Annotated in this window: 17 protein-coding genes; 6 read left to right on the top strand and 11 right to left on the bottom strand. The window is 37.9% G+C overall.

What is annotated here, in order from left to right; all coding sequences use genetic code 11:
* Positions 1-4: 4 nt before the first annotated feature.
* The 5 genes from I6F65_RS07925 to I6F65_RS07905 all read right to left on the bottom strand — a co-directional run bounded on the left by I6F65_RS07925 (position 5) and on the right by I6F65_RS07905 (position 3,544).
* Entirely contained in the window at positions 5-367 is a 363-nt protein-coding gene (locus I6F65_RS07925; protein WP_024610299.1) for a response regulator, read from the bottom strand.
* A gap of 8 nt (positions 368-375) precedes the next feature.
* Complete coding sequence (locus I6F65_RS07920) at positions 376-648, bottom strand: STAS domain-containing protein (RefSeq protein ID WP_197112321.1); 273 nt, start codon at positions 646-648, stop codon at positions 376-378.
* Positions 649-1,113: 465 nt separating this feature from the next.
* A complete protein-coding gene (locus I6F65_RS07915; RefSeq protein WP_024610301.1) occupies positions 1,114-1,731 on the bottom strand; it encodes an SCO family protein in 618 nt (205 codons plus the stop codon).
* Between the two features lie 339 nt (positions 1,732-2,070).
* The gene (gene lexA, locus I6F65_RS07910; RefSeq protein WP_024610302.1) at positions 2,071-2,688 is read right to left on the bottom strand and encodes a transcriptional repressor LexA; all 618 of its coding nucleotides are present in this window, start codon (positions 2,686-2,688) and stop codon (positions 2,071-2,073) included.
* Between the two features lie 76 nt (positions 2,689-2,764).
* Positions 2,765-3,544, bottom strand: coding sequence for a putative porin (locus I6F65_RS07905; RefSeq protein WP_024610303.1), 780 nt, complete (start codon positions 3,542-3,544; stop codon positions 2,765-2,767).
* A gap of 118 nt (positions 3,545-3,662) precedes the next feature.
* Here I6F65_RS07905 and I6F65_RS07900 point away from each other — a divergent pair, with 118 nt between their 5' ends.
* Positions 3,663-4,103, top strand: a complete 441-nt coding sequence (locus I6F65_RS07900) for a PaaI family thioesterase (protein ID WP_024610304.1) — start codon at positions 3,663-3,665, stop codon at positions 4,101-4,103.
* Between the two features lie 11 nt (positions 4,104-4,114).
* On the opposite strand, the gene I6F65_RS07895 is transcribed toward I6F65_RS07900, so the two are convergent.
* Complete coding sequence (locus tag I6F65_RS07895) at positions 4,115-4,495, bottom strand: hypothetical protein (protein WP_024610305.1); 381 nt, start codon at positions 4,493-4,495, stop codon at positions 4,115-4,117.
* A 439-nt stretch (positions 4,496-4,934) separates the two neighbouring features.
* Here I6F65_RS07895 and I6F65_RS07890 point away from each other — a divergent pair, with 439 nt between their 5' ends.
* Positions 4,935-5,657, top strand: a complete 723-nt coding sequence (locus I6F65_RS07890) for a membrane protein (protein WP_024610306.1) — start codon at positions 4,935-4,937, stop codon at positions 5,655-5,657.
* 98 nt (positions 5,658-5,755) lie between these two features.
* Here I6F65_RS07890 and I6F65_RS07885 read toward each other — a convergent pair whose 3' ends face one another.
* Both I6F65_RS07885 and I6F65_RS07880 read right to left on the bottom strand, forming a co-directional pair.
* The gene (locus I6F65_RS07885; protein WP_024610307.1) at positions 5,756-6,076 is read right to left on the bottom strand and encodes a chaperone modulator CbpM; all 321 of its coding nucleotides are present in this window, start codon (positions 6,074-6,076) and stop codon (positions 5,756-5,758) included.
* Positions 6,076-7,044, bottom strand: a complete 969-nt coding sequence (locus I6F65_RS07880) for a DnaJ C-terminal domain-containing protein (RefSeq protein ID WP_197112319.1) — start codon at positions 7,042-7,044, stop codon at positions 6,076-6,078. The genes I6F65_RS07885 and I6F65_RS07880 overlap by 1 nt, the downstream gene beginning before the upstream one ends.
* 228 nt (positions 7,045-7,272) lie before the next feature.
* Here I6F65_RS07880 and I6F65_RS07875 point away from each other — a divergent pair, with 228 nt between their 5' ends.
* The 3 genes from I6F65_RS07875 (at position 7,273) to I6F65_RS07865 (ending at position 10,036) form a co-directional block, all read left to right on the top strand.
* The gene (locus tag I6F65_RS07875; RefSeq protein WP_029880388.1) at positions 7,273-7,926 is read left to right on the top strand and encodes an endonuclease; all 654 of its coding nucleotides are present in this window, start codon (positions 7,273-7,275) and stop codon (positions 7,924-7,926) included.
* Between the two features lie 98 nt (positions 7,927-8,024).
* Positions 8,025-9,650: a S41 family peptidase gene (locus I6F65_RS07870; protein ID WP_024610310.1), complete on the top strand. Its 1,626-nt coding sequence runs from the start codon at positions 8,025-8,027 to the stop codon at positions 9,648-9,650.
* Positions 9,650-10,036 (top strand): hypothetical protein, encoded by a 387-nt coding sequence (locus tag I6F65_RS07865; protein ID WP_024610311.1) that lies wholly within the window; start codon positions 9,650-9,652, stop codon positions 10,034-10,036. Before I6F65_RS07870 ends, I6F65_RS07865 begins: the two co-directional genes overlap by 1 nt.
* 81 nt (positions 10,037-10,117) lie before the next feature.
* Here I6F65_RS07865 and hmpA read toward each other — a convergent pair whose 3' ends face one another.
* Genes hmpA through I6F65_RS07850 form a run of 3 tightly spaced genes read right to left on the bottom strand, consistent with a single transcriptional unit; the run spans position 10,118 to position 12,753 of the window.
* Positions 10,118-11,299: an NO-inducible flavohemoprotein gene (gene hmpA, locus I6F65_RS07860; RefSeq protein ID WP_197112317.1), complete on the bottom strand. Its 1,182-nt coding sequence runs from the start codon at positions 11,297-11,299 to the stop codon at positions 10,118-10,120.
* Between the two features lie 21 nt (positions 11,300-11,320).
* Complete coding sequence (locus I6F65_RS07855; RefSeq protein ID WP_024610313.1) at positions 11,321-12,553, bottom strand: NnrS family protein; 1,233 nt, start codon at positions 12,551-12,553, stop codon at positions 11,321-11,323.
* Positions 12,553-12,753 (bottom strand): hypothetical protein, encoded by a 201-nt coding sequence (locus I6F65_RS07850; RefSeq protein WP_024610314.1) that lies wholly within the window; start codon positions 12,751-12,753, stop codon positions 12,553-12,555. Before I6F65_RS07850 ends, I6F65_RS07855 begins: the two co-directional genes overlap by 1 nt.
* A gap of 160 nt (positions 12,754-12,913) precedes the next feature.
* Here I6F65_RS07850 and norR point away from each other — a divergent pair, with 160 nt between their 5' ends.
* Positions 12,914-14,470, top strand: a complete 1,557-nt coding sequence (gene norR, locus I6F65_RS07845; protein WP_024610315.1) for a nitric oxide reductase transcriptional regulator NorR — start codon at positions 12,914-12,916, stop codon at positions 14,468-14,470.
* Positions 14,471-14,475 lie beyond the last annotated feature (5 nt).

The following is a 14,475-nucleotide window of genomic DNA, read 5'->3' as shown; positions in this document are numbered from 1 at the left end:
TAAATTACCGAATAACCTTTTTAATAACCGCTAATAATTGTTCAGGGTTAAATGGCTTTACAATCCAACCGGTTGCACCAGCAGCTTTGCCTTCTATTTTTTTGTCTAAACCAGACTCTGTTGTAAGCATTAGTAATGGAGTGAACTTATAACTTGGTAAACTTCTGAGCTCTCGTATTAATGTTATACCGTCCATTATTGGCATATTTACATCGGAAATTACGGCATCAAAACCTTGTTGTTTAGCAATAGCTAATGCTTCACTTCCATCTTTTGCTTCAGTTACATCAAACCCTGCGGTCTTCAAAGTAAAACTCACCATCTGACGCATTGATGCAGAGTCATCAACTGCTAAAATTCGTTTCATATAAACTCCTAATCTTTACTTTCAAGTATTAAATATTGATTTAAGCCAAGTTGACTAATTGCGTGTGTTAAAACATCACTTTTACCACTCCAAATTATTTTATGGTGAGTAGTAAGTAAGTGTTTTTGCAAGGCGCATAAAAGTTGAATTGAAGCAGTATCGGCAAAAATTACATCGCTAATATCAAGGCAGATATCATCTTTGCTATTGAGTTCTTGTAGTAAATTTTGATGTAGTATTTCAACTTGCGTAATAGCAAGTTCATTAGGAAGTTTTAGCATTTAGTAAGTGCATTCCCTGTCAATTCAATTCATAACAAAAGCTTAGCCCTAGTTATTGAAATTGCCATAAAATGCTTAATTAAATTTATTTTGCTGCTAAAAAACAAAAAAAGGAGCTTAGGGTCTGTTGACCTTTCAGGATTAGGGTTTGTTTTATCTAGGGGCGATTCAATCGCGGCGCGAGGTTTGTAACCTAGTGGAATTGGTAACTGCTCCTGCGTTACTCTACTGGCTTACATCAATGTAGGCAACAAAGAGTTAATCGCTCCAAGGGGAACGCAAAGGGCTGCGTGTATTTGGTTTTTATGCGTTGTTATCGCCTATTTATGGGGAACAACCACACTACATAGACTACATAGAATACATAGGCCCCGCCTTACCTAAAAACCAAACGCACTGCTGCAAATTCAATCTCGAAAGATAGACAGGTCTTAGGGCTCTTTTAAAATGGGTAAAAATAAGAAATTAGTTTTTATAGTAATCCGCTATTTTTTTAAACTCTTCGGTTAAAATAGTCGCATTAATTAATGGCACGCCACCTTGTTTAAATTCTGGTTTAAAAATAGCTCTTACCGAACCATTTTTATCAACCATAGCCACCGAGGCACTGTGATCAACTGCATACTCCGATTCGATGCTATCGTTAATAGCATAAATTAAGCCTAGCTCCCTAACGAGTGGAAAAAGATCTTTATGTGGTCCCGATACAGCTAAAAATTCAGAATTAAAATAATCTATATATTGCTTTCGTTTAGTTGGCGTATCACGTTTTGGATCTACCGATAAAAACCAAATTTGCAATGGATAGTCTGCTTGTAAGTTTTTATACACCGCATTTAGCTTAGCAAGCGTTAGCGGGCAAATGTCAGGGCAACTTGTGTAGCCTAAAAAAACTAAATTCCATTGTCCTAAAAATCGTTGCTTAGTAACTAACTCGCCACGCTGATCGTTCAACTTAAAGTCAGAGAGTGGCTTTGCATTTTCGTAAACTAATGCATCTACATCTGATGGAATATTTTCATTTGAACATGCTGACAAAAACAAAGCTAAAACAACGATTAACCCAAGCCATAACTGCTTCATAAAGAGAGCCATTTATTTATAAGTAAGATTATAAATAATACCATTAAATGAATAACTGAAAAAAGAAATAAACCCATTACATTGCATTCATTAACTACAATTTTTTAATTTAACCGCTTTATAAATAAACATAATTTTTAATAGCATGATCAAAAAATGAGGCTATAAGCATTTGTATACATAAACTAAATAGGCAGTATTTAAGGTCGGTAAATAAGCAAACGAAGGTAAATTATGAGAAAAACTATATTAGTTATGTAACTAATATATGAGCCATATAAAAAATGCGCGCTAAAAAGCACGCATTAATAAATATAATAACCAAAAAATGTTTTTAAATTACATCCAATCAGCGTTACGAATAACCCCAACAGCCAAACCTTCAATATTAAAAGATTCATTTTCTAGATCAACTTCAATTGCCGAAAAATCTTCGTTTTCAGGATGAAGTAATACTTTTTTACCCGCTTTCTCAAAGCGTTTTACAGTTACATCGTCATCAACACGAGCAACTACAACTTGTCCGTTTTCAGCAACTTGAGTTTTATGTACAGCTAAGAGATCGCCGTCCATTATACCTATATCTTTCATGCTCATGCCGTTAACGCGTAGTAAAAAATCGGCAGCAGGTTTAAACATTAATGGGTCAATTTTGCAATGACTCTCAACATGCTCTTGCGCTAAAATAGGTTCACCAGCCGCTACTCGACCAATTAGAGGTAAACCTAATTGTTCAGGCTCTTCTTCCTCAACAAGCTGAATACCACGGCTTGCGCCTGGCTTCATTTTAATAACACCCTTTTTAGCGAGTGCTTTTAGGTGTTCTTCTGCGGCATTGGCACTTTTAAAACCTAATGTTTGTGCAATTTCGGCACGTGTAGGAGGCATACCAGTGTCTTTAATAAAAACTTTAACTAATTCGAGTATTTGAGCTTGGCGCTTCGTTAATGGTCGCATACAACTGGTTTTCCATACAGTACATTTAACTGTGAGTATATACAGTTAAATAAAAATCGCAAATTTAAATTACGCTTTAAAATCGCCCTGTTAATAACAAGCTTGCACTGTTTAAACCACTATCAGAATCGAAGGAAGACCCTAATCCAAATTTAACGGCTACATGAGGAGTAAACCAATATTGCGTTTGTAACTCGTAATTATCTCTGGCGTAATCACTGTTTTGAACATTTGCTATTAATCCAACCGACCAATCTTGATTTACAAAGTAATTAGCACGCCCTTCGATATTGCGATTTTTCCCTGAAATTTGCTTTAACTCTAAATCCCACCCCTGATTATCAGTAATTGCGGTATAGCGTACATAAGGAGCGTAACGCCATTGTGTATCTGTATTAGTGTAGGTATTTAATAGGTGTGAGCGATCCTCTTCTCTATTATAAAAAACACTAAAACCTAATTGTAACTCCTCATTAATTTGCTTTCCGAGCGACCCTTTTATTAAATAGTCTCGAGAACGCCAATAGCCTTGGTTATCAGTTAAACGCTCCACTCCCCCCATTAAAATTAATCCTAGTGGTCCATAATAGGTGGCGTCTGCATTTACATATTCCACATCATCGCTTGCAAATCCACCTACAGCAAAATTAGTTACTTGGTTTAAATGGCTTTTTATTGAATGCGGACCTGAAAGTTGATCTAAATTACTTGTAAAGTATCGGTATCTTGCACCTACAAAGCGGTTATCAGAGCCCGATAAATCAGAAAACCCAACATCTATTTGGTTATTAATTGCAGCTTGTGCAGTAGTTAAAAGACTTGTTGCCAATACCGTTAGTACTATGATTGTTCTCATCCTAAGTGCCTATCAAAAACAGAAGTAATTGGCTCTATCTTAGGTATTTTTAAAATCATGTCTGTTCGAAAGTGTTTAAAAATGTATAAACTAGGTTTTTAATGTGAAAGGAGTGGTTATGAGTATTTGGTTTCAACCTATTACTTTAGAGTTTTGTAAACAGCTAGACGAGGGCATAAATGGTCAAGGTACGCTGATGAAAACCATGGGGATTGAAATAAGCGAAATTGGTGAAGACTACCTTGTAGCAACTATGCCAGCCATTCCTGAGCATCATAACCCAATGGGCATGGTACATGGTGGTGCTAACGTAGTCCTTGCCGAAACAGTGGCAAGTTATGCAGCTAACTTTGTAGTCGACCTATCTAAATTTTATTGTGTTGGGCAAGAAATTAGCGCTAGTCATTTAAAAGCATCTCGCAACGGCACTTTAACTGCCACAGCAAAAGCATTTCATATTGGGAAGCGCAGTTCAGTTTGGGAGATAAAAATTACAAATAGTCGCAATGAGCTTTGCTGCGTATCAAAAATGACCGCAGCAGTCGTAGAGCGAAGATAATTAAATTACTATTATTTTTCGATTGGGTAAATTGTAATTTCCATACCTGCACCTATCGCAGATATACGTAATAATGTATCTGCGTCTAAAGCTTGGTTAAAGCATTTAGGAGAAGTGCCTGATTCAAAGCCAATATCAAACGTTCTGCGCGAGCAACTTAACCATTGTTTTAACGCATTACGTGAACATGACTCGATAAGCTCACATAAGTGGTTTATTGCTTTATCAGGTGTTTTTACAGCACCGCTCACTTCTATACGCGCTAATTGACGGTATTCGTCTTTGTCATAATGTAAAATCGTAGCGACTTTTTTTAAATCTGCTACAAGCAGGCTAATATCTTGCTTTGACTCAAGCTCTAGATCTACATTTAAAAATTGAATTTCCGACATCGTTTCGTATTTATCCTTTAATGATTACACTGCAAACTTTAACGCAGTTTCCTGTTTATACCAAATCAACTATGCAGTATTAGTCGTTTTATATAGTGAGTAGCCACTTTTGAGTGTTTTTTGGCACTTTATTTGCTCCTTTAACAATACTTTTGAGATTTTAAGCATTGTTGGTATAAACATATTCAAAGTACGAAATACGTTCATATCACTTTATAAACTATACTAACCATTATTGGGGAGGAGCTTTATGGCAGTCATAGACCACATATTAAAAATGACAATCAGTATAATGCACTTCTCAAACAAGGAATGAGCAAACAACAATTTATAAAAGTGCTTCGTAATCATTAATCGCTTTTATTTTTGAATAGTTACAGTAAGCTAAAAAATAAGAGCACATTTAACTCACCATCAAAAAACAATAAGATAAAAGCGCATGAAAAATATATTTAAGCCAGCCCGAAAGCTACATAAGTGGCTTGGTTATTTGCTCGCATTGCAAATTTTAGCATGGCTATTAGGCGGCTTAATAATGAGCGCCATTCCTCTTGAAAAAGTTCATGGGAAACACTTAGCAACACGAACTCTTAATAACTCATTTACTCAAGCTGATTATATTGCATCCCTTGACGACATTGCATCTCAGGTAGCTAATCCCACTCAAATAATCTTTGAGAGCTTTTTAACTACGCCTATAATTACAGTTAAAAATAAAGATGAGCAACAAAGCTTTAATGGGATAACTGGTCGCCCTTTTGAGCCACCAACTAAAATACAAATTACCGCAAATGCTAAAGCACACTTACTCATACACGCCCAACCAGTTAGCACATTACTTTTAAAACAAGGTACGAGAGAGGTCGGTTACAAATCAAACATTTGGCAAGTACAGTTTGACGATACATTTAATACAACTCTCTACTTATCTGCTAATAACGGCAAAGTCGTTACTGTTCGCAGCACACTATGGCGAATATTCGACTTTTTTTGGATGCTACATATTATGGATTACGATGAACGAGAAGATTTTAATAATCCGTTACTTATTAGTTTTGCAGCAACCAGCGTACTTTTTTGCCTAAGTGGAATATTACTACTTGTACAAAATATTAGACGTAAGCGGTTCATTAGAGTTAAAAGTAAGAGCAAATCAAAATAATCATATTAATTTCGAAAATGAAAAGCCAAATCAAAGAGTATGTATTAACTAAATAATAGTAATACATACCTTTGCTCACCCTATAATATTAAAGCTTTTTATTCGAAGTGTTTAAATCGGCTCAAGTGCTGTTTTAGCATTTCGTTTTCGCTAATTAACTCATCACGCTCATCCAGTAATTGTAAAATTAAAGGAATTGCCGACCAATCTAGCGATAGATCATGCTTAATACGCGCTGCCTTTTTAACTAAGGTGACTGTAGAAACCGTAAATTGCCATTCTGTAGCACGCTCCCCTTCAATTGGAACCGCAATACTGTGCTCAACTAGCTCATATAAAATTGCTTCGTTAATATCACTGCTCAAACATAGTTCTTGGCTAGTAAGTAAATCGTCTTTTTGTGTCACGATAATTTGCATTATGATTTACTCCAGTTGCTGCGTGGATCAAAATGGGCTTTTTCGGCTAACTCTTCCCAGAGCTTTTTACTTGTATCGTCAATAGATGCTGGATTGACAATTTTAAGTACAGCAAATAAATCACCTTTGGCTTTTTTGCTAATTAATCCCTTACCTTTAATTCGTAAACGCTGACCAGACTGACTATTAGAAGGGATAGTTAATTGGATTTTGCCTGTCAACGTAGGTAAATTTATTTTTGTACCTAAAGCAGCTTCCCATGGTGCAAGAGGAACGACTATATTTAGGTTACAACCTTCAACATCAAATAATGGGTGAGGCACTAAGCTAATTTGTAAATATAAATCGCCGTTTTGCCCATTCGCCGACCCTAATCCGCCTTGCCCTTTTAGCCTAATTCGTTCGCCATTTACTGAACCAGCAGGAATTTTCACTTTAAGCGATTTTTTAACTTCAGACACACGACCACTGCTATCTCGCTGCGGTAACATAAACTCAATAGGCTTAACGGTATCAACTAAAGTTTCTTCAAGAAATACTGGGAACTCTATTTCCACATCTTGTCCTTTTTGCGCACGAGTAGCGTTACTTCTGCTCTGCCCGGAACGATCGAATCCACCGCCCCCGCCAAACATTGAATTAATAAAATCAGAAAATTCTTGATCGGTTTGAGGATCACTTTGCTGGTAATTACTTTGCGAAGAGCCATTGTTACTGCCATAACTACCTTGTTGCTGACGAGCACGGCTTTGTTGATGACGACGTAACTCATCGTATTTTGTGCGTTCTTCTTTGTTATGGATAACTTCGTAAGCTTCTGCTACTTCTTTAAACTTATCTTCTGCTTGAGGCTCTTTGCTTACATCTGGGTGATATTTTCTGGCTAGCTTTTTATAAGCCACTTTAACCGTTTTATCGTCTGCATCAGGCGATATTCCAAGCACTGCGTAATAATCAACAAATTTCATTTGCTATCCAAATCCCCATACTAAATAAGCTTTAAGCATACTCCTTAAACTATAATTTTGTGCAATTTAAATACAGTAATTAGTAAGAAATAAATGAATAATAAAAATGACTTTGAATACAAAATAATCAAACTTTTTTAATAACTCAGCATCACCTTCAAGTTAACTTTATCTTTTATCTTCAAGGCTTTAAAATACTTGTTCCTGTAGTTCACATTTGTGATGGATATGACTCGATTTATTCTGGCCTTATTGGCTTGTTGTGTGTGCGTTTCGGTATCTGCCGAACAATTTACCCGTTTTTCAACTGCAAAAAGACATCTAATTAAAACCCTACCTGACAACGCTAAAAGCATTTATTGCGGCTGCGATATTAAAAAAGAAGGTAAAAAACTTGTTCCTGATCCTACTAACTGTGGTTATGTACCGCGTAATACTCTTACCCGCTCAGGTAAAGTAAATGTGCGAGCGTTGCGTATTGAGTGGGAACATATAGTTCCGGCATGGGAATTTGGTCATCAATTACAGTGTTGGCAAGATGGCGGGCGAAAAAATTGTCGTAAAGTAAGTGCCAAGTTTAGAGCCATGGAAGCTGATATAAACAACTTAGCTCCTGCTATTGGTGAAATTAATGCAGATCGCTCTAATTATCGTTTTGGTATGCTAAGCGAAAACGCAACACAGTATGGTCGCTGCGAGGTAAAGGTAAACTTTAAGCAACGCGTAGTAGAGCCACCTGTTAATGCTCGCAAACGTATAGCCGACACCTATGCTTATATGCAAAAAACATACGGTTTAAAAATATCAGATAAACAACAAAAGCTATTTAATGCATGGAAAAAACAAGCAATTGCATTACAAGATGATACAAAAAAATTGTAATGCTTTTACTCTCATTTACACAAGTAGGGCCAAAAGTGTTGAATAAATAAGCGAGTGTTGTAAAATTTTAAACAACTTATTTACATGAAGTACTTAGTATGTTTAAAAATAATAAAACTTCGCTTGCTATTATTGCTGCACTTTCGGGTTTTACTTTAGTTGGTTGTGGCGGCGGGAGCAGTATGGATACGACCCCAACTCCTATACCTACAACGCCAACTGCACCACCAATTAGCAGTACACCAACATGGACTGCCGGTGTATTCGAACAATCGAATGATTTAAAAAACTTTTGTGAAACGCCTCGTACAGGTAACGATCCATTTAATAACAACGCTCCCTACCCAGATCAAGTAGGCTCAGCCCTTTACGAAAAACTATGGCTTCGCTCTTGGAGTGATGAAACCTACCTTTGGTATGACGAGATTGCCGATAACGACCCTGAAAGCTTTGCCACAGTAGCCGATTACTTCGCCCAGTTAAAAACAGAGCAGCTTACCGACTCTGGTGCAAAAAAAGATAACTTTCACTTTTCAGAACCCACTGAAGATTATTTTCAAGAAGCGCAATCGGGTGTTACTTCTGGTTATGGAATAAATTGGGCATTTATTGGCGATTCAGCCGACCGCATATTGCGTGTTGCTTACCTTGAGGACGGCTCACCGGCAAGCCAAATAGGTTTTCAACGTGGTGATACCGTACTTTCGGTTGACGGTGTAAGTATAACTACCAATACAGAATCGGGTATAGATACCCTTAACGAAGGTTTATTTAGTCCAACTAACGGCGACTCACATACTATTGTTGTACAAAGTAATGATGGCGCCGAAAAAACATTTAATGTAACCGCTGGCAATATTGAGCAAACACCTGTTCAAAACGTTAAAACGATTACAACCGCAAATGGTTCAAACGTAGGTTATATGCAGTTTAATAGCCATATAAGCATTGCCCAAGAAGGGCTTATTGATGCGGTAAATAAATTTAAAGCCGATAGAGTTGACGAACTTGTGATCGACTTTAGATATAACGGCGGTGGTTTATTGGCACTATCGGCGCAATTGGCTTATATGGTTGCGGGTAGCGCTAATGTGCAAAACCGTTTTTATTACCAAACTCAACAAAACGATAAGCAACCAGTTGATTCGCCTTTTCCATTTATTGATGAAGAAATAGATTACTCTACTTTTTTTAGCACGGGTGAAACCTTACCCGATTTAAACCTATCTAAGGTTTATGTATTAAGTACATCGGACACCTGTTCGGCATCAGAAGCTTTTATTAATGGTTTAAAAGGTATAGACGCAGAAGTTATTTTAATTGGCGACACAACATGCGGTAAGCCGTATGGCTTTACCCCAACTCATAACTGCGCAACAACCTATTACACTATCCAGTTTAGTGGTGTAAATAATCAAGGGTTTGGCGAATACGCGGCTGGTTTTTCACCAACCCCTACGCCACAATTTAATGCCGATGTGCAAGGTTGTAAAATTGAGGACGACTTTGATCATCAATTAGGCGACAGCAACGAGGCTGTTTTAGCCACCGCATTATTTCATGTTGAAAATGGCAGTTGCCCAATCAGAACAGCGACTGCAGCAAAAGCAGAACCTGTAAGCTTTTCAAATACACAAGAGTCGCTAGCTCCTTTAAATGTATCCACGCAATTTACTCAACGTAATATGGACTTAACTTGGCCAACGCTGAGTGAGGAAAAATAATGGCTAAATTACTACTCCCATTAGCCACCTTATTTTTTTTAGGCGGATGCCAAGGTGTAAAAGATACCAGTATAAATAGTGAACCGGCTAAACCAGCAATATTAACGAGTGTAAACTCCAGTATTATTGCAACACTACAGCAGGCAATACAACAAGCTAAGGGAGGCGCATTAGTAACGCTTGCCGATTCGGTATTTACCAAGCGTAGCGAACTGCTAATAGATCATGCAATGAGTAAAGGGCCTGATGGCAGAGTAATTATGGGCGCGCATAATATGAAGTCTGAAAAGTTTATTTTGCAAACGCGTAATAACCAATGCGAGCTTTATTATCCTAAAAAAGAACTTACAACGGTTCTTAAAGGCGTTACCTGTATAGAGTTATAAAGTGCTTTAAAGTACCGTGAATTTATAAAATAAAGGCGCGCAGTAATAATACTGCGCGCCCTTTTTTATTTTAAAACGCTATTACAAGTCTTGATGCGGACCAAATATTTCATAATGAATATTTTCGCTTTTAACACCTAGTTCAAGTAATTGGTTTTTTATAAATGCCATAAAACCAGCAGGGCCACATAAGTAAAAGTCACCATTACTTAATGGTAGCTGTGTTTCTATTACGCTTAAGTTCATTAACCCAGTAAAGTCAGCGCCCTCTGTCACCTGATTAAACCAAGTCATTATTTGCAAATGGCTATTTTTCGTTGCTAAATCATTTAAATGTTTTGAAAACGAATGCTGCTGAGTATTTTCGCAGGCATGTAAATACATAATATTTTGATTAGAGTTATCGCTTAATAACGTTTCGAGCATTGCTAGCATTGGCGTTTGCCCTACACCCGCTGAAATAAATACTGCTGGGTTTGTGTTATTGCGTAAAAAGAAATCTCCCGCTGGTGAGTACAACTCAACAATAGCGCCTTGCTCTAATGAGTGTAAATGATTAGACACCATGCCAGGCTTTGGCTGTAGCTCTTTTTTAACACTAATACGGTAGTTTTTAGCGTTACTTTTTTGCGAAATAGAATACTGGCGAATTTCTTCATATTCAGCGCCCTCTGGCTTAACTTTAATACCTAAATACTGCCCTGGTTTATGCGTAATAACAGCTTCGCCATTAACTGGCGTAAGTGTAAAGCTTGTTACTAGTTCTGATTCAGCCTGTTTGTTGGTTATTTCAAACGCACGAGTGCCCGCCCAGCCACCGTGTTTATTTTTACTATGCTCATACAAAGCGGCTTCTTCGGTTATACAAATATCAGCAAGTACACCGTAGGCTTCGCGCCAAGCGTATTCAACATCGGGAGTAAATTGCTCAGGAAGAAGCTCTTTAAGCGTACCAATTAAGTGTGCACCTACAATAGGGTAATGCTCAGGTAAAATATTTAAGCTCGTATGTTTATGGTTAATACGCGTTAGTGCTTCTTTTAATACAGCTAAATTATCAATGTTTTGTGCATACGCAGCCAACGCATTAAAAAGTGCAAATTGCTGACGACCTGTATCTTGATTCGCCATATTAAAAATATTTTTAAGCTCAGGATTATGGCTAAATAAACGCTTATAAAAATGATCGGTAACAACCGTACCCGCCTCGGCTAATAATGGAACAGTACTTTTTACGATCTCAATGGTTTTATCAGATAACATATGTGTTTTCCTATGGGTAAACTAACCACGGCGCCCATCAACACGACGCCGCGTTAATATAGGTGTGCAGTGAATTAAAAATAATGAAAAAGCCACCAACCAAAGCAAAGCACTTATTTGCCAAGCTAAGTGTGGTCCAATAATAAAAGGGAGTAATGAACGAGTAATTGCGGCTACTAACACAAGTGCAAAAGCAACAGCCATATAATGAGGAATAGTGAGCGTACGCCCTGTATGACCATGCGATACACGAGTCATCATTGCTAAAATCATCATACCTATTGTGCCAATAGTGATTAAGTGCAGCGCATCTTTAAATACTACTGCGCTGCTATAAAAGCTTATTGCCACCAGCATTAGGCCAACACCTAACGCTAAATACGAAAAATGCAAAGACCACAATAAGGGCACTTTTAACACGTTAACGTTCCACCAATAGCAAGCGCGTACTAAGTGCAGTGCAGCTACACCGGCTAAAACTAAAGCTGGGCTAATAGAACTTAAAAATAATTTGCTGATAAAAAATAACGTAATGGCAAAAATAGATGAATACAAAATAGCTTTATCTATTTTAGGAGTGCGCACTTGTTCGGTTAAACTCAACCCTTTGGCAGTAAAAAAAGGTAAAACGCGACCCGCTACAATGCCAACAAGTAAGGTAATGACCAATACTGCGGTATCAACAACAGCAAGTGCAAGCTGCATGTTTTGTTTTAAAACAAGTATTAAATACAACGTATTGAGCGCACATAACACAGCTAAAATAGCTAAAAACGGATAGTTATTTTTGCTATTGGCTTTTAATAACATATTAGCCAGCACTGCTATGGCGCCTAACCACCAAGCAACTTGTAATGTAAGTGCAGCATATAAATTAAAATGAGCAATATCTGGCAGTACTACAAAAAATGCTAAGCGTGCTGCAATCCATACAACAGTAAGCCACATAAGTGCTTTGCCACTTATACTCGCAACGCCTGTCCATGTTTGTGCGGCGGTAAGTAAAAAGCCAACAGCGACAACCCCAGCAAAACCAAATAGCATTTCGTGCGCGTGCCATAATGTAGCGGGCATTGCTAAGTACCAACTTGCATGACCAGTTAAAATAAGTAGCCAATACCCCACCGACAAAAATGCCAATAAGCCACCGCCCAAAAAGAAAGGTCTAAAAGCGAGCATCCATAACGGCCATTGAGATACTTGATGAATAGCAACGCGTTTTGGCATTGGCTCAGTTAAGTTTATAGGGCGCATTATCGAATCTCCTGCCCTAACTCATGCAGTGCAACATAGCGCAGTACGTAACTAACTTTTAAAATAGCGCTGATAACAATAATGCCAATATGAGCAAATATTTTCGCCGAAATAAAAAAGTATTCAGCAAACAATAGCGCTTGGTTTAACACTCTAAACTGTGTTTTATAGTTTAAATTATTCAGCATCAGTGTATTCATAGCGACCTCTGTAACTAACCACGTTACTTAGCTATTACACATACTGTGCCAATATATTTAACTATTAAAATTCAAAAGCTTATATTTAACGTCTTTACAGCATGAGTCTTTATGACCTACTATAAATTAACTCATAAAAACACGTATAGGTCATTTTGACATGAACCAACAATTCAATCTTACACAAGTTGCATTAGAGCTTGCACAAAGCACACTGCATGAGCACAGCTTTGAGCAATTACTAGCAACGGTTGAACGGGTTATTCCAAGTGATGCAAGTGCGTTATTAGTACTTCAAGGTGAGCAATTAAAGCCACTGGCAATTAAAGGGTTAATGCCCGACAGTTTAGGCAGACGATTTAAAATTGTAGAGCATCCTCGCCTAGAGGCTATTTGCAAAAGTACGCTCGCGTTGCAATTTGCACACGACTGCCCGCTTCCCGATCCATACGATGGTCTACTATTAGCTAAAACTGGCGATATTCCGGTGCATGCGTGTTTAGGTTTACCTCTTTATGATAAAAACGCGCTACTTGGCGTACTTACATTTGATAGCCTTAACGCCAATGCATTTAACAGCATAAGTACTGATACACTAAACACCTTACAAACGCTATGCAGTGCGCACTTTAAAACAGCTTTAGAGCTTACCCACTACAAGCAGCATGCACAGCACTCCAGCGCTCTAGTGCAAGAGCTAAATCGTGAGGCATTAACAAGAGATGGCGGCGAAATTATCGGTCAAAGCCCGCTAATGCAAACACTTAAAAATGAAATTGAACTCGTTGCAGCATCTAACTTTAGCGTGCTTATTTTAGGTGAAACAGGAGTAGGGAAAGAGCTGGTAGCACGCAACATTCACTTAAACTCAACCCGAAAAGATCAACCGCTTATTCACTTAAACTGTGCATCGCTTCCCGAAAATCTTGCCGAAAGTGAATTTTTTGGTCATGCGAAAGGGGCTTTTACAGGCGCACAAAATGCGCGCCAAGGTAAATTTCAGCTAGCTGATGGCGGTACATTATTTTTAGATGAAATTGGCGAACTACCTCTTGCCATGCAAAGTAAGCTATTACGCGTGCTGCAAAGTGGTGAAATACAAACAGTAGGTGAAGACACGCCAAAATACGTAGATGTACGCGTAGTTGCCGCAACCAACAGAGATTTAAAAGAAGAAGTAGCTCAAGGTCGCTTCAGAGCCGATTTATACCATCGCCTAAGTGTTTACCCAATTACTGTGCCACCACTTAGTAAACGCGAGCACGACATAATACTCTTGGCAGGTTATTTTATTGAGCAAACAGCACGTAAATTAGGGATAAAACAATTAAAACTAAGTACCGAAGCGCAAGTACTGCTTAATCAATACAATTGGCCCGGTAACGTGCGCGAGCTTGAACATGTCATTAGCCGAAGTGCGCTAAAAGCGAAACAAAGCCAATGGCAAAATCCAATAATAACAATTACAAGCGAGCACTGTGATTTAACACCTAGTGCACAGCCAAATTCAATTGTTGAAACTCAAAGCACAACCAATACCCTAATCAACCAACCTTTAAAGCAAGCTGTAGAATCTTTGCAATACAATGTAATTACCGAGCAATTAAAGCAGCATAATTACAATTGGTCAGCAGCAGCAAGAGTGCTCGAATTAGATAGAGCTAACTTGGTACGCTTGGCTAAACGCCTTGGGATAGAAGTAAAAAAAACACTATAATCATT

The organism is Pseudoalteromonas sp. SWXJZ94C (genome assembly GCF_015864385.1).
Classification (GTDB): domain Bacteria; phylum Pseudomonadota; class Gammaproteobacteria; order Enterobacterales; family Alteromonadaceae; genus Pseudoalteromonas.
This window is presented reverse-complemented; position numbering and strand designations above follow the sequence as displayed.

Excerpts from the sequence above, each read along its gene's own strand:
- I6F65_RS07925 (WP_024610299.1), bottom strand. The coding sequence starts at position 367 with ATGAAACGAATTTTAGCAGTTGATGACTCTGCATCAATGCGTCAGATG.
- I6F65_RS07920 (WP_197112321.1), bottom strand. The coding sequence starts at position 648 with ATGCTAAAACTTCCTAATGAACTTGCTATTACGCAAGTTGAAATACTA.
- I6F65_RS07915 (WP_024610301.1), bottom strand. The coding sequence starts at position 1,731 with ATGAAGCAGTTATGGCTTGGGTTAATCGTTGTTTTAGCTTTGTTTTTG.
- lexA (WP_024610302.1), bottom strand. The coding sequence starts at position 2,688 with ATGCGACCATTAACGAAGCGCCAAGCTCAAATACTCGAATTAGTTAAA.
- I6F65_RS07905 (WP_024610303.1), bottom strand. The coding sequence starts at position 3,544 with ATGAGAACAATCATAGTACTAACGGTATTGGCAACAAGTCTTTTAACT.
- I6F65_RS07900 (WP_024610304.1), top strand. The coding sequence starts at position 3,663 with ATGAGTATTTGGTTTCAACCTATTACTTTAGAGTTTTGTAAACAGCTA.
- I6F65_RS07895 (WP_024610305.1), bottom strand. The coding sequence starts at position 4,495 with ATGTCGGAAATTCAATTTTTAAATGTAGATCTAGAGCTTGAGTCAAAG.
- I6F65_RS07890 (WP_024610306.1), top strand. The coding sequence starts at position 4,935 with ATGAAAAATATATTTAAGCCAGCCCGAAAGCTACATAAGTGGCTTGGT.
- I6F65_RS07885 (WP_024610307.1), bottom strand. The coding sequence starts at position 6,076 with ATGCAAATTATCGTGACACAAAAAGACGATTTACTTACTAGCCAAGAA.
- I6F65_RS07880 (WP_197112319.1), bottom strand. The coding sequence starts at position 7,044 with ATGAAATTTGTTGATTATTACGCAGTGCTTGGAATATCGCCTGATGCA.
- I6F65_RS07875 (WP_029880388.1), top strand. The coding sequence starts at position 7,273 with ATGACTCGATTTATTCTGGCCTTATTGGCTTGTTGTGTGTGCGTTTCG.
- I6F65_RS07870 (WP_024610310.1), top strand. The coding sequence starts at position 8,025 with ATGTTTAAAAATAATAAAACTTCGCTTGCTATTATTGCTGCACTTTCG.
- I6F65_RS07865 (WP_024610311.1), top strand. The coding sequence starts at position 9,650 with ATGGCTAAATTACTACTCCCATTAGCCACCTTATTTTTTTTAGGCGGA.
- hmpA (WP_197112317.1), bottom strand. The coding sequence starts at position 11,299 with ATGTTATCTGATAAAACCATTGAGATCGTAAAAAGTACTGTTCCATTA.
- I6F65_RS07855 (WP_024610313.1), bottom strand. The coding sequence starts at position 12,553 with ATGCGCCCTATAAACTTAACTGAGCCAATGCCAAAACGCGTTGCTATT.
- I6F65_RS07850 (WP_024610314.1), bottom strand. The coding sequence starts at position 12,753 with ATGAATACACTGATGCTGAATAATTTAAACTATAAAACACAGTTTAGA.
- norR (WP_024610315.1), top strand. The coding sequence starts at position 12,914 with ATGAACCAACAATTCAATCTTACACAAGTTGCATTAGAGCTTGCACAA.